We start from the raw sequence: 13,943 nt of genomic DNA, 5'->3' as shown, positions 1-13,943 counted from the left end.
ATAAAAAAACGAAGCTCAATGGTCTCCCATCAATGCTACGTTAATTTAATGACAAGAACAGTCAACAAAGACTATTTCAAATGATGGTACTTATTGTAAACGACCTGCTTTTTCAGTTTATTTTGCTTGGCGACTCGTTTTATCGCATCATTCGTTTTTAAATTTTCGCTTTTGATCAATAAATCGACCTGCTCCTCTAAGGGTAACGCTGCCTTAGGCTCATCTTGCAGTGGTTCTTGACTGCCTTCAACGATCAATACAAATTCACCCTTAATAACCGCAGCCTCTGCCCACTCTACCGCGTCTGCGATCGTCCCTCGCAAAAACTCCTCATAACGCTTAGTCAATTCTCGGCATAAAACGATCCGGCGTGTGGCACCGAAAGCCTCACGCAAACTTTTAAGTGTTTTCAATAAGCGATGTGGTGCCTCATAAAAAATCAAAGTAACACTATTTTTTCTTAAATCCTGCAGTTGCTCTTTTCGTTCAGTATTTTTGCGAGATAAAAAGCCAAAGAACAAAAAAGGCTGTGGGCATATACCAGACGCTATTAAGGCAGTTAAAGCAGCATTTGGACCGGGGATCGGAATTACTCTGATACCTTCATTAGCACACTGCTCAACCAACTCTGAGCCGGGATCGCTAATAGACGGCATTCCGGCGTCGCTGACCTGAGCAATATTTCGCCCCTGCCGTAATTTTTCAAGTAGCTGTGGGAGGCGTTCTTTTGTATTATACTCATGAAAGCTGATCTGTTTAGTATTGATCTCAAAATAATTTAACAGCTTTTGCGTTTTTCGAGTATCTTCAGCCGCAATCAAATCGACTTGCTGTAAAATTTCAATTGCTCGTGGGCTCATATCGCCCAAATTTCCAATTGGTGTTGGTACTAAGAATAAACTTCCATTAGTCCTTTCACCTTGAAAATTGCTGATGATCTGAATACTCATTAGCTTCTCTCCCCGTATATAACATCTTGACAAAACACGCAAGGCTCATCATTGACCCGTCTTGAACCATACATGTTGTCCACATTACAAACATGAAACCCCTCTTCATAGAGTTTTTCTAGATTCCGCCGTGATTTGGATAAACCAGCAGTTGTGCCTTTAGTTGTTGTCTTATCTTCAAGTTCCTGCAATCGTTCACGTAAATGCTGGTTTTCGATTTCAAGTTCGGCATTTTTTTCAACCAAAGACGACAATGAATCCTGTGTATTACCGATCAATAGACGCAGTTCATCTGCTTTTTGGCCTAATTGATCAAAATTGTCATACAACTCACGTTTCTCCAAAACAATTCACCTTCGCTTATTGATGATAACAATCACACAACTCCAACGTTAACGATTCTAAAACATTTTGGATCGAAACGTTACTTGACAGTGCCTGCCATTTTTTTAAAACAACTTCACACGCCTCGGTTGCTGCCATGGCAGAAATATGTGCCATTTTTGAACTGAAATATTTTTTAAACATTGTAAAAACAAACTTTTGCTCAAGGTCATTAGCAAACAGCATCAGATCACGAGCCAACAAAGCGATTAAAAATAACAATTGATCTTGCTTTTCTCGATCATCAACCAAGGGTACTAGTTCTGTTTGCACCTTAACAAAAGCGATTAAATCATCACTTAAGATTGCGCTATACCAATTCCACAATTTGTCTAGCAACTGCTGAAAATCTTCATCAGTTCCCATTTTTTCAGCTTGGTCAGCGTCTTTTGTCAAATTTGCAAGCAAAATAGCTTGATCTTCAGAGATCCCCTTTGTTTCTAACTTTCTTACCAGATATGCAAGTTTAGGAGCGCTCAGCTCTAGCAACTGACAACGTGAAACTATCGTCGGTAAAATTTTATTTTGTTCACTTGTCAGCAAAAATGCCGTTACAGTCCCGCTTGGCTCTTCCAAAAATTTCAATAAACCATTGGCCGCACTCGTCGACATTTTTTCAGCATCTTCAATAATAAAGACTTTTTGAGCTCCCTCGACGCCACTTTTAGCAAACTCAGACTTCAAAAAGCGGATCTGATCGATTTTTATAGACAAACCTGTTGGGGCAACTTCAACAACATCAGGATGTTCATGTTCACTGATCCTAGTACACTCAGAACAATGACCACACGGACCCTTTTCACTTGGATGTTCACAAAATAATAGTTGCGCGATCCACAGTGCCAATTCTTTCTTCCCCGAACCAGACGCTCCCGCTAACAAATAAGCGTGTGCTAAGTGTTTATGTGCAATAAGGTCAGCAAAGTGAGCAGTCAATTGCGGCTGCGCTTCTCCAATATTCATTATCTCTCACTCTTAGAATTGATGGAAAGCTTCGATCGGTAGAACAAATACCGTTGCTCCGCCAACTTGGACCTCCACGGGATATGCTCCAGCGGCTTCCATTGGGGAGTCTAAGTTTACTGGCGGCGCCATAAACTGTTTCCGAGTTTTTGAAGTTGTCTTGATTAGATCCAATACATCGTCAACTTTTTCATCTTCAACACCAACTAAAAAAGTGGAGTTACCTGACCGCAGGAATCCTCCTGTCGATGAAAGTTTAGTTGCCCGAATATCTTTTTCTATAAAGGCGTTACTTAGTCGGTTACTGTCTTTATCCTGAATAATCGCGATAATCAATTTCATGGTCTTTACCCCCAAAATTTCTATACCAAAGTATTTAGCTTACATTCACTACAAATATTTTTTTAATTGAGAAAAAACTTCTGCTTCCACCTGTAGTTCCGGCTGTGAAGCATCAATCGTTTTGATCCTGACTGGATCCTGGCGTGCTAACTCCAAATATTCAGCTCTGATCTGTTGATAAAAACTTATCTGTTCTTCATCGAGTCGATTAATTTCATCTTGCCGATTCTTCTTGATACGGTTCAAGCCGATCACAGGGTCCAAATCAAAATAAAAAGTTAGCTCTGGACTTAAACCATCCGTTGCAAACTGGTTTATTTCGGCAACTTGTTTGACTCCAACACCACGACCAGCACCTTGATATGCCAACGAACTGTCAACAAAACGGTCGCATAAGACTATCTTATCAGCAGCTAAAGCCGGCAAGATCTTTTCAACTAAATGTTGTCGTCGAGACGCTGCATAAAGCAGAGCCTCTGTTTTTTGATCCATCCCAACATTATTTTTATCTAAAATAACTTTACGTATCGCCTCCGATATTTTGCTGCCACCAGGCTCTCTGGTAACAAGATATTTATCGTGCAGGCCCATTTGATCTAAGCGAGCAAGCAACCCATTGATGACACTGGTTTTACCTGAGCCATCGGTTCCTTCAAATGTTACAAACTTTCCAGCCACTTACAAAACCTCAATTATATTTAATTAGTTATATTGTACTTAAAAATTAGTTCACTGTCCATGTTTACGCCATTCCACGCAATCAAAAAATTTCTATCTACTTATAACGGATGACTGAACGTGTCCCTTAACTCTGCGAAGACGCGCTTCACGATACAAAAATTCATACTGTGCTTTAGCCGCTTTAGTTTGAGCTACCATTTCTTCATCAGCCTCAAAAACTGTTTCTTGATTTTTTTTGGCATTAGTCCAATCTGAGAAAGCCTGGTCGATATCAGCTAACAAGGCCTCATCATATTTATTTTTTAAATTATTCTTCTTTTTGCCAAACATCTTTCAGCCATCCTATCTAAATTTCTTGACGTCCTTCTATCGCTTTATAAAGTGTCATCTCATCTGCGTATTCAATATCACTGCCCACTGCTAAACCAGATGCTAAACGGGTAACTTTGATCCCAGCTGGTTTGATAAGACGAGAGAGATACATCGCTGTCGCTTCTCCTTCCGGCGTTGCGTTAGTAGCAATGATCACTTCTTTGATACCTTCATTTTTCTGAAGACGTTTGACCAAACTTTTAATATTAATGTCTTCGGGCCCCTTACCTTCGATCGGTGACAATACTCCATGCAAAACATGATACAAGCCGTGATACTCACGCATTTTTTCGAGTGACATCACGTCTTTGGGTTGCTCAACCACGATCAGCTGCGAGCGGTCACGCGCCTTGTCAGCGCAAATAACACACGGATCACTTTCAGTAATATTACCGCAAATACTGCAATAATGCAGATCTCTCTTAGCTGCTAATAAAGATGAAGAAAAATTAACGACATCTTTTTCATCCATATCTATCGTATAAAAAGCTAAACGGATCGCTGTTTTATTACCTATCCCAGGTAATTTCATATAACTATCGATCAATTTTGCGATCGGTTCTGGATACTGCATGACAAAAACTCCTCTTGCTTCTAATTACATCCTAGGCATTCCTTGGGAATATTTACCTAAGGTCGATTGTGTTTTCTTGTCGATTTGGTCCATCGCATCATTTACAGCCATAATGATCAGATCTTGTAACATATCAGGGTCATCAGGATCGATCAATTCTTCTTTAATCGTAACATCTTGCATCTTCTTATCACCCGTAAATTTAACGACCACTTCATCGTTTGCAGCTTTACCTGTAAATTCTGTCTGATTAAGCTCCTCTTGATCTTTTTGCATTTGTTTTTGCATCTTCTGAACTTTTTTCATCATACCCTGCATATTTCCTGGCATCATAACAATTTTCTCCTTTTACTTTAATCATTTTTAATATCTACTACTTCATTTCCAAATAATTTAAGTGCTTTATCGACTACTGGATCTTCTTGAGTCGCTTGTTTTGGTTCCGTCGTTTTTTCTTGCGTAAGCTGTTCTTCCTGAGCTGTTGTACTATTCTCTCGCTTTTTTTGTCCACTTAAATAATCACTTCGGACCTGCGGCCACTGCTCTTGCGGCATAAAAATCAATCGAGGAACATGTTCGATCAAACGATCCAACCCATTTTCCAGGGTGTCTATCAATTGCTGATCGTCACGCGCCCGTTGACACAAAAAATCAAATTGAAAAGTAACTATCACTCCATCAGGACTTGCAGCAACTGGCGAACTCACATGCATAACAGCCCTTTGAGCGACTGTCAGCATATTCATTAGATCATCCCAGACTTCTTGCAATTCATTAAGATTTGCTCGGGTAGCTTCATCCAAAACGCTATAAATCTGTTGGAGATCAACTTTGGTAGTTGAGGAAGTTCTTCTTGGTTGGGCTTGGTGATTTGTAGTGGTTGCTCTTACAGGAGTTTCATTTGCCCCAGCAGTTGACTGTTCTGTTTGCTGCGCTTGAAGCAACTGGTCGACTTGTTGCTGTAATTGTTTGACCTGCCGCGTTAAATTCTCGACTTTTACAGTGTCTTTAGGATCCAAGTTCTGTTCTGTTACCTGCGGTTGCTTTACGCTTTGTGCGCTAGAAAGAGACGTTGTTGGTCGTCTAGTTGCTAGTTTAACAGTTAAAACCTCCAAATAGATGGAAGCATGCGATGTAAACCGCATATTTTCTTGTTGCTCATTTAAAAGATCGATCATCTGATAGATCTCTTCTGGTTTGATCTCCTGTGCAAAATTACGAAAATCATCATTTACGACTTCAAGTTCATTGTTTTCGATCGTCGCCGGATCTTGCTGATATAACAACAGATCACGGCAAAAACTGATCAAATCTTCGATAAAACGGGCAGCATCTTTGCCGTCATTCAAAATCTGGTGTAAAGTTTCTAAGGCTTTTGAAGTATCTTGATACGTAACCTGTTTCAAATACTGTAACAATTCGTCATTTTGAACGCTGCCGGTAACCATCAACGCATTCTCTAAAGTCACTTCGTCGTTACCAAATGAGATCACTTGGTCAAGAATGCTTAAAGCATCGCGCATTCCACCTTCTGCAGCCTTGGCAATTACTTTTAATGCAGCCTGATCACACTTTAACTGCTTTTGTTCAACAATATATTGCATCCGCTGTAAAATAGTGGCTGGTTGGATCCGGCGAAAATCAAAGCGTTGCGTTCTTGAAATGATCGTCGCTGGAATTTTATGAGGCTCTGTCGTTGCCAAAATAAAAACTACATTTCCTGGTGGTTCTTCTAATGTTTTTAACAAGGCATTAAAAGCACCCGTTGAAAGCATGTGAACTTCGTCAATAATATATATTTTATAATCACATTCAGTTGGCGCATATTTTACTTTGTCCCGAATATCGCGGATCTCTTCAACACCGTTGTTTGAAGCAGCATCGATCTCTATCACATCATTTTGTCTTCCAGCCGTGATCGAAGTGCATGTATCACATTCATTACAAGGTTCGCCATCTTTTTGAAAATGACAATTAATTGCTTTCGAAAAAATCTTAGCAGCAGAGGTTTTTCCCGTTCCTCGGGGACCAGTAAATAAATACGCATGAGACGTTTGCTTGGTCTTTAAAGCATTTTTAAGAGTTTTCGTAACTAATTCCTGTCCCACAAGGTCATCAAATTTTTGTGGACGCCAAGCACGATACAAAGCTTGGTAACTCATCTCCGTCTCCTCCTTAATAATTGCAGTTATCCATTCTCGTCTAACACATATGCAAAGTACTTTTAAACCACGGCCTCTTCATAGATCGAAATAGTTTAGTAAACATTTATCATTATTAACCTGCATTCACATTATCTTTACAAAAAATCCCCGATCTCGAAAAAGACCGGGGTTTAATATCATAAAAACTTAAGGCACATGCCGAACCAAACTTAGTGCTGCTTCCTTCCGGACCTGACACGCTTCATAAGGACAACATTGCCTCAAGGCCTTGCGGCACCTACTATATTACATGAATCTACCCTAAAATGCTAGTCTTTTTCTTGTTTTTCTCTGATTTTTGAAAAAAATTCATTTAATATTTGTTTACATTCAGTTTTGCATAGCCCCTTATCTACTTTGACCTGGTGATTAAAACGCGGCTCAGTTAGCAAATTCATCAATGTTCCTGCACAGCCCGCTTTAAGATCGGCACAGCCATAATACACTGCTTTTATCCTAGAATTAACTATCGCTCCCGCACACATTGGACATGGTTCTAGTGTGACAAATAAAGTCGCATCTTGTAAACGCCATTCATGTTTAAGTTGGCTGGCTTGACTGAGAGCAAAGATCTCTGCGTGCGCTGTAGGATCATGGCTTGATTCACGTAAATTATGACCACGACCAATGACTTTTCCAGCTTCTACCACTACACATCCTATTGGCACTTCATGCAAGCTAGCAGCTTCTTTTGCTTCTGCTAAAGCCTGGCCCATAAAAAAAATCAGTTGCTGTTGCGAATATTCTGTCATACTAATTTTTCACACTTCTTAAAATAAAATAGCCCTTGCGTTTTAAAACTACTTCACAATTACCAAAGACTTCTTCCATCTTGGTCTGGGCAGATGGTGCCCCTTGCTTTTTTGAATGACTGCAAACAAGACTCCAGCAGTCATCAAGTGCTGTTTTGCTTCGCTCAGGATAGAATGGACCACCATTTTACCTGCACGGATCGGCGGATTGGTGATCACAGCTGCATACTGAGTCTCTGTAACGTTAGAATAAACATCTGAACTGAAAACATGAACATTATCGATTTGATTCAAAGAAGCATTTTTCTTGCTAGCTCGAGTGCCCTTTCATTGATATCTGCCATATCTATCTGCCTTTCAGGATAACGATACGCAAGAGCCAAACCGAGCGGCCCATAACCACAGCCAACGTCTATTATTTTCCCTGCGGGGATCTCAGTATTTTCGATCGCGTCTAACAAAGTTCTTGAACCAAAATCAACGGTATTCTTAGAAAAAACACCACTGTCAGTATCAAAAAGAAATTCATGTCCATATAGTGAAAAGTTCCATGATTTTTGCGCATGTTTAGCACTGGGGTTCTTTGTATAATAGTGATCTGACAAATTTTCTCCTCTTTCTCTCGCTTGAAATTCATTAAATTTTACTGTTCTTTGGAAACCTACCTCTTAATCTTAAATGAAGTTTACAAGACTATCAATCAATTTATATGACTGTCGAAAAATTTTTCTAAACTAAATTTTTAAAATTATTTAATACTGCCATAACACCATATATCGGTCGATTTTGCAAAACTTTATACTATATCTGGTGTTTTTTGCTTGAATTCGCCAAATATTGTTGTATACTTAATCAAGTAGATCAATCTAGGAGGACAATAAGATGAGCTTAGAACTTTATACTAAAAACAACTGCATTCAGTGCAAAATGACAAAAAAATTCCTAAATGAGCATAATATTAATTTCGCAGAAAAAAACATTACCGAAACTCCAGAATACATTGACTATTTAAAAAGCAAGGGATTTCGTAGTGTTCCGGTTTTAGAAGATAACGACCAACCGATCATCAATGGTTTTAGACCAGACTTGTTGAAAAAGTTGATCGCGCAATGAAAATAGTTTATTTTAGCGTAACTGGACAAACAAAAAGATTTGTCAAGAAGCTTTCATTAAACGACACATACGAGATCGATCCGATCGATCCTGAAATTGAAGTTGGTGAACCCTTTGTCTTAGTCGTACCCACATACGAGAAAGACATTACTGAGCCGGTCACCGACTTTTTATATTACGGTAGTAATCAAGAACAACTGAAAGGTGTCGCTGGGACCGGTAACCGTAATTTTGCTGAATTATTTGTCTTTACGGCAAAAGACATCTCTACTGAGTTCCAAGTCCCACTACTATGTAGCTTCGAGTTTAACGGCACGACAAAAGATGTTGCGAATTTTGAGAAAGCGGTGAAAGAAATTGAGTCTTAAACAATTAGATGGCAATAATGTTAGTTATTATGAACTAAATAATGAGGTGAATATTCCTTTAGATGGTAAGATCCAGCTAGATAAAGATAAGGAAGCCTTAACTGCATTTTTAGAAGAAAACGTAACTCCTAACATGGTAAAATTCAATTCATTACAGGAGAAATTTAAGTATTTGGTAGATAATGACTACTTGGAAGAGAAATTCCTATCCAAATACACAATGTCTTTCATAGAAAAATTATATCGTCAACTACAAGACACAAATTTCCAATTTAAAACATTTATGGCTGCTTACAAATTTTATGCCCAATACGCTTTAAGAACTAATGATAATGATTCATATTTGGAAAGTTACATAGACCGTGTAGCTATTAATGCGTTGTACTTTGCCGACGGAGATGAAGAGCTCGCACTTGATCTAGCAGATGAAATGATCCATCAACGTTATCAGCCAGCTACTCCTAGTTTTTTGAATGCGGGACGCAAGCGTCGTGGAGAGCTGGTCTCTTGTTTCTTACTGCAGTTTACCGATGATATGAACTCCATCGGTCGTGGCATCAACTCAGCTTTACAATTATCACGGATCGGTGGCGGTGTTGGGATCACGCTCAGCAACCTCCGTGGTGCTGGTGCCCCGATCAAGGGGATCGAAGGAGCAGCCTCCGGTGTTGTCCCTGTCATGAAATTACTAGAAGATAGCTTTTCTTATTCAAACCAACTTGGACAACGCCAAGGCGCTGGTGTCGTATACTTGAATGTTTTTCACCCGGACATTGTTTCTTTTCTTTCAGCTAAAAAAGAAAATGCAGATGAAAAAATTAGGGTCAAAACACTTTCATTAGGTGTGATCGTACCCGATAAGTTTTATGAATTGAGCAAAAATAATGAAGACATGTATCTTTTTGACCCTTGGGGCGTTGAACGTGCTTATCACGAGCCATTTTCTTACGTAGACATTACCAAAGAGTACGACAATATGGTTGCCAATACTGATATCCCGAAGAAAAAGATCAAAGCTCGTGAACTCGAAGAAGAAATCTCCAAATTGCAACAAGAATCCGGTTATCCATACATTATTAACATTGATACTGCTAATAAAGCTAATCCGATCGATGGCAAGATCATCATGAGTAACCTTTGTTCAGAGATCATGCAAGTGCAAAAACCGTCAGACATCAATAACAGACAAGAGTATGATCAACTAGGAAACGACATTAGCTGTAATCTGGGCTCAACAAATATTGCTAATCTGATGGAGTCACCAGACTTTGGTAGATCAGTCGAAGCAATGACTCGTGCACTAACATTTGTAACGGACCATTCAGCGATAGACGTTGTTCCATCGATCCAGCATGGCAATGAACAAGCTCACACTATCGGTCTAGGCGCTATGGGATTACACGGCTATCTTGCAAAAAATCATATTGAATATGGATCTAAGGAAGCCATTGATTTTACAAGTGTTTACTTCATGTTATTAAATTACTGGACATTGACTGCTTCAAACGAGATAGCTAAAGAACGGCAAGAAACCTTCGTCGGCTTCTCTAAAAGTAAATACGCAGACGGTTCGTATTTTGATCAATATTTAGAAAAAGATTTTGGCCCAGAAACAAAGAAGGTCCAAGAACTTTTCCAAGATATTTTTGTTCCTGGCCCTGCAGATTGGAAAAAACTCAAAGAAGCAGTCCAAAAAGATGGTCTCTATCATCAAAACAGAATGGCCGTGGCGCCAACAGGTTCGATCTCCTATGTTAATGATACGACTGCTTCATTGCAGCCGGTCATTAACCGGATCGAAGAACGGCAAGAAAAAAAGATCGGTAAGATCTACTACCCTGCCCCATATCTTTCTAACGACACGATCAAGTACTATACATCTGCTTACGATATGGACATGCGCAAAGTAATAGACACTTACGCGGCAGCACAAACTCATGTGGATCAAAGTTTAAGTATGACTCTTTTTGTTCGTTCAACTTTACCAAAAGGAATGTACGAATGGAAAGACGCTGAATCAGAAAAATTAACTACACGTGACCTTTCTATTTTAAGGAACTATGCTCATGCTAAAGGCATCAAGTCTATTTATTACATTCGGACTTTTACAGATGACAACGGCGTTGTTGGGGCAAATGAATGTGAAAGTTGCTCAATTTAACTTACCTTTAGCAGTCAGTAACTAGTAACTGATAGAAAAGAGGATACTAAAGCAAAAATATTTTAATTTTTGCTTTGGTGCCCCTTCATTTTAAGGAGTAATCACAATGGATAATAAAAATTACACAGCCATCAATTGGAATGTGCTGGAGGATCAAATCGACAAAGCAACTTGGGAAAAACTGACCGAACAATTTTGGCTAGATACCCGGATCCCCTTGTCAAATGACTTGAGCGATTGGCGTTCACTATCAGAAAATGACAAAGATGTTGTTGACAAAGTTTTTGGTGGCTTGACTTTACTTGATACTTTACAATCTCAAGACGGGATGGCTTCTTTAAAGAAAGATATCCGTACTCAACAAGAAGAAGCGGTATTGAATAATATTGAATTCATGGAATCAGTACACGCAAAAAGCTATTCTTCGATTTTTTCGACCTTAAACACACCTAAGGAGATCGACGATATTTTTGAATGGACAAATAATAATGAATTTTTGCAATACAAAGCGCAAAAAATAAACGATATTTATCAGAACAGCGCTCCCTTGCAAAAAAAGGTGGCTTCTGTCTTTCTAGAAACCTTTTTGTTTTATTCAGGTTTTTACACTCCTTTGTACTGGCTGGGTCATAATAAGCTGCCTAATGTTGGTGAGATCATTAAGTTGATCTTACGAGACGAATCAGTGCACGGTACTTATATCGGTTATAAATTTCAACTTGGTTTTAACGAGCTGACAGATGAAGAACAAGAGAACATGACCGGCTGGATGTACGATCTGCTCTATGATTTATATGAAAACGAAGAAAAATACACCCATCTTTTATATGATAAAGTTAGCTGGACAGAAGATGTCTTGACCTTCCTGCGTTATAATGCCAACAAGGCCTTGATGAATCTTGGAATGGACCCTCTTTTTCCAGATACAGCAGAAGACGTCAATCCTGTCGTTATGAATGGTATCTCTACTTCAACTTCTAATCATGACTTCTTTTCTCAAGTTGGCAATGGTTATTTGTTGGGAAATGTGGAAGCTATGAAAGATAGCGACTATGATTTTAAATTTTAACATTATTACTCACAAAAGCAGCCCGTTTTGTTAATAAACGGACTGCTTTTTGCTAGTTTAATTCAAAATAAAAGCCCAGCTAAGTTATTCAAATAAACTTAACTGAGCTAGCCAAACATGCTCACTTTGCTAAATAAAATTCAAAACGCTCACCGACATACTGCGTACGAACATATTCAAACGGCCGACCGTCCTTTAAACTAGTTGTTTGACGTAAACGTAAAATGGCTGCGCCTCTTTTAATTTCTAGGTAATCAGCGATACGTTCGGGCGCAAGCGTCGCCGAAACAGTCTGTTCAGCATGACCAATAGTTAGCCCGTTTTCCTCTAACGTCCTATACAGTGAAGCAGAAATTTGAGACCGATCATAATCCTTTACAAGATCATAAGGTAAAGTCGCCACTTCAAAACAAATCGGCAACTTATCAGCATACCTGATCCGTTCCATTCGTAATACTTTTTCTCCCTCTGATAGATCCAATCTCTCACTTTCAGAGATCGAAGGAGTAGTCACAAGGTACGAGATAGTCTTACTGGCCGCCTTTTTACCTTGAGATTCAATTATCTCTGTAAAACTAGTAACACCAGAAGACATTCTTTCTTGGACCTTTTGACGTGCCACAAACGTTCCGGAACCAACGTGACGCTCTAAGATCCCCTCATCGACTAGTGTTTGAACAGCTTGACGTAAAGTCATACGACTGACACCAAACTGAACTGCTAGCTCCCTTTCTGCAGGGATCCGATCCCCTATTTTCCACTTGCCAGATTGGATGGTCTGTTTAATTTTGTTATGAATCTGTATATATATTGGCGAACCCACTTGGCAACCCTACTCCCTATCGTATTTTATCTCTCAACGAAATTGTCTACTTTTTAAAAAGACGCCCAAAACTATAAGTCCTCTGTAAATGTAAGTCTTTATCAAAAACATTTAGGTCTGCATCTTTTCCGACCTGTAAACCGCCCTTAGAGTCCAAATGAAACTCTTTTGCTTGGTTAACAGAAGTCATCTTGACCGCTTTTTCAATGCCACAACCTGTAAACTTCATAATATTCACAAAAGCATCTTCATATTCCAAAACTGAACCAGCTAAATTACCGGCTTCTAAACGAGCCTGTTTGTCTTTAACGATCACCTTTTGGCCACCGAGTTCAGAAATACCTTCCGGCATACCTTTTGCTCTCATCGAATCAGTAACTAATTCTAGTTTATCTGGTCCTTTCAATTCATAAGCCAATTTGATCATATCCGGAACAACGTGGAAACCGTCGGCAATGATCTCACAATAAATATTATTTTCCAGCAAAGCGTGCCCAGTGACTCCTGGCTCACGATGTTTAAATTCTCTTTGAGCATTGTACAAATGAGTAACATGGCTAGCTTTAGAAGCTTTCATTTGAGCTCTTGTAGCATTACTGTGCCCTGCAGAAGGAACAATACCATGAGCTAAACAATAATCCTCAAATTCAGCCGTTCCCTCATGTTCAGGTGCATAGGTGATCATCTTAATATTACCACCGGCAAGCTCGTTCCAGTGTGCCAATAGTTTAGCATCAGGGTCTTTAATATATTCTGGTGGCTGTGCGCCCTTAAAATCCATAGCAACAAATGGCCCTTCAAGATGCGCCCCTAAAATAACCGGATTTTCTTGCATAGCTTTATTGATCGCGATCATCGATTTATCAATGTTCTCGTTTGACTGGGTCATTGTTGTCGCAAAATAACCTGTAATACCCTCATATATCATGTCTGTGACCATTTCGTTGAGCTGATCAGCATTCCCATCCATAGCATCAAAACTATAACCGCCGTGACTATGCACATCAATAAATCCCGGAACAACGACCTGGCCTTCAAGGTCAACGACTTCACTATCACCAGCTTGAGGAATAAATTCAGACATCGGTCCAACGTTTTCAATTCTATTGGAAAAACGTAGATACCCATCACTAATTTTTTCTTCACCTGTATATATTAATACATGCTTAAGTACTTTACTCATTTTT

The 13,943-nt window shown here is 39.3% G+C and carries 16 protein-coding genes, 1 other RNA gene and 1 pseudogene; 4 read left to right on the top strand and 14 right to left on the bottom strand.

The annotated features are described in order from the left end of the window. Positions 1-71 precede the first annotated feature (71 nt). The 12 genes and pseudogenes from rsmI to AC3XNE_RS08045 all read right to left on the bottom strand — a co-directional run bounded on the left by rsmI (position 72) and on the right by AC3XNE_RS08045 (position 7,827). Complete coding sequence (gene rsmI / locus AC3XNE_RS08100) at positions 72-950, bottom strand: 16S rRNA (cytidine(1402)-2'-O)-methyltransferase (RefSeq protein ID WP_489831579.1); 879 nt, start codon at positions 948-950, stop codon at positions 72-74. Then, positions 950-1,294 (bottom strand): DNA replication initiation control protein YabA, encoded by a 345-nt coding sequence (locus AC3XNE_RS08095; protein ID WP_489831578.1) that lies wholly within the window; start codon positions 1,292-1,294, stop codon positions 950-952. Before AC3XNE_RS08095 ends, rsmI begins: the two co-directional genes overlap by 1 nt. A 16-nt stretch (positions 1,295-1,310) precedes the next feature. Beyond that, complete coding sequence (gene holB / locus AC3XNE_RS08090) at positions 1,311-2,297, bottom strand: DNA polymerase III subunit delta' (RefSeq protein ID WP_489831577.1); 987 nt, start codon at positions 2,295-2,297, stop codon at positions 1,311-1,313. A 12-nt stretch (positions 2,298-2,309) separates the two neighbouring features. Beyond that, positions 2,310-2,639 carry a cyclic di-AMP receptor DarA gene (darA, locus tag AC3XNE_RS08085; RefSeq protein ID WP_489831576.1) on the bottom strand — a complete coding sequence of 110 codons (330 nt, stop codon included), beginning with the start codon at positions 2,637-2,639 and terminating at the stop codon, positions 2,310-2,312. Positions 2,640-2,687: 48 nt separating this feature from the next. Then, a complete protein-coding gene (gene tmk / locus AC3XNE_RS08080; RefSeq protein ID WP_489831575.1) occupies positions 2,688-3,317 on the bottom strand; it encodes a dTMP kinase in 630 nt (209 codons plus the stop codon). A gap of 93 nt (positions 3,318-3,410) precedes the next feature. Continuing rightward, the gene (locus AC3XNE_RS08075; protein WP_489831574.1) at positions 3,411-3,650 is read right to left on the bottom strand and encodes a YaaL family protein; all 240 of its coding nucleotides are present in this window, start codon (positions 3,648-3,650) and stop codon (positions 3,411-3,413) included. 16 nt (positions 3,651-3,666) lie between these two features. Then, positions 3,667-4,266 carry a recombination mediator RecR gene (gene recR, locus AC3XNE_RS08070; RefSeq protein WP_489831573.1) on the bottom strand — a complete coding sequence of 200 codons (600 nt, stop codon included), beginning with the start codon at positions 4,264-4,266 and terminating at the stop codon, positions 3,667-3,669. A gap of 24 nt (positions 4,267-4,290) precedes the next feature. Then, positions 4,291-4,599 carry a YbaB/EbfC family nucleoid-associated protein gene (locus tag AC3XNE_RS08065; protein WP_489831572.1) on the bottom strand — a complete coding sequence of 103 codons (309 nt, stop codon included), beginning with the start codon at positions 4,597-4,599 and terminating at the stop codon, positions 4,291-4,293. Between the two features lie 20 nt (positions 4,600-4,619). After that, a complete protein-coding gene (gene dnaX / locus AC3XNE_RS08060; protein ID WP_489831571.1) occupies positions 4,620-6,428 on the bottom strand; it encodes a DNA polymerase III subunit gamma/tau in 1,809 nt (602 codons plus the stop codon). Positions 6,429-6,606: 178 nt separating this feature from the next. Beyond that, positions 6,607-6,704: signal recognition particle sRNA small type (gene ffs, locus AC3XNE_RS08055), an RNA gene on the bottom strand. 35 nt (positions 6,705-6,739) lie between these two features. After that, positions 6,740-7,222, bottom strand: a complete 483-nt coding sequence (gene tadA, locus AC3XNE_RS08050; protein ID WP_489831570.1) for a tRNA adenosine(34) deaminase TadA — start codon at positions 7,220-7,222, stop codon at positions 6,740-6,742. A gap of 1 nt (position 7,223) precedes the next feature. Beyond that, positions 7,224-7,827, bottom strand: a pseudogene (locus tag AC3XNE_RS08045) (class I SAM-dependent methyltransferase). Between the two features lie 277 nt (positions 7,828-8,104). Here AC3XNE_RS08045 and nrdH point away from each other — a divergent pair. The 4 genes from nrdH (at position 8,105) to nrdF (ending at position 11,933) form a co-directional block, all read left to right on the top strand. After that, positions 8,105-8,335, top strand: coding sequence for a glutaredoxin-like protein NrdH (gene nrdH, locus AC3XNE_RS08040; RefSeq protein ID WP_489831569.1), 231 nt, complete (start codon positions 8,105-8,107; stop codon positions 8,333-8,335). Next, positions 8,332-8,703 (top strand): class Ib ribonucleoside-diphosphate reductase assembly flavoprotein NrdI, encoded by a 372-nt coding sequence (gene nrdI / locus AC3XNE_RS08035; protein ID WP_489831568.1) that lies wholly within the window; start codon positions 8,332-8,334, stop codon positions 8,701-8,703. The genes nrdH and nrdI overlap by 4 nt, the downstream gene beginning before the upstream one ends. After that, positions 8,693-10,864, top strand: a complete 2,172-nt coding sequence (gene nrdE, locus AC3XNE_RS08030) for a class 1b ribonucleoside-diphosphate reductase subunit alpha (RefSeq protein ID WP_489831567.1) — start codon at positions 8,693-8,695, stop codon at positions 10,862-10,864. The genes nrdI and nrdE overlap by 11 nt, the downstream gene beginning before the upstream one ends. A gap of 106 nt (positions 10,865-10,970) precedes the next feature. Continuing rightward, complete coding sequence (nrdF, locus tag AC3XNE_RS08025; RefSeq protein ID WP_489831566.1) at positions 10,971-11,933, top strand: class 1b ribonucleoside-diphosphate reductase subunit beta; 963 nt, start codon at positions 10,971-10,973, stop codon at positions 11,931-11,933. Between the two features lie 121 nt (positions 11,934-12,054). Here the strand turns inward: nrdF and AC3XNE_RS08020 are convergent, their stop codons facing one another. Both AC3XNE_RS08020 and nagA read right to left on the bottom strand, forming a co-directional pair. Beyond that, positions 12,055-12,756, bottom strand: coding sequence for a GntR family transcriptional regulator (locus AC3XNE_RS08020; RefSeq protein WP_489831565.1), 702 nt, complete (start codon positions 12,754-12,756; stop codon positions 12,055-12,057). 46 nt (positions 12,757-12,802) lie between these two features. Further along, positions 12,803-13,939 carry an N-acetylglucosamine-6-phosphate deacetylase gene (gene nagA, locus AC3XNE_RS08015; RefSeq protein ID WP_489831564.1) on the bottom strand — a complete coding sequence of 379 codons (1,137 nt, stop codon included), beginning with the start codon at positions 13,937-13,939 and terminating at the stop codon, positions 12,803-12,805. Positions 13,940-13,943: the final 4 nt, after the last annotated feature.

This window comes from Ligilactobacillus sp. JN-6 (Y).1 (genome assembly GCF_058111525.1).
Note: the sequence above shows the minus strand (reverse complement) of the source record. Positions and strands in the feature narration are given on the sequence as shown.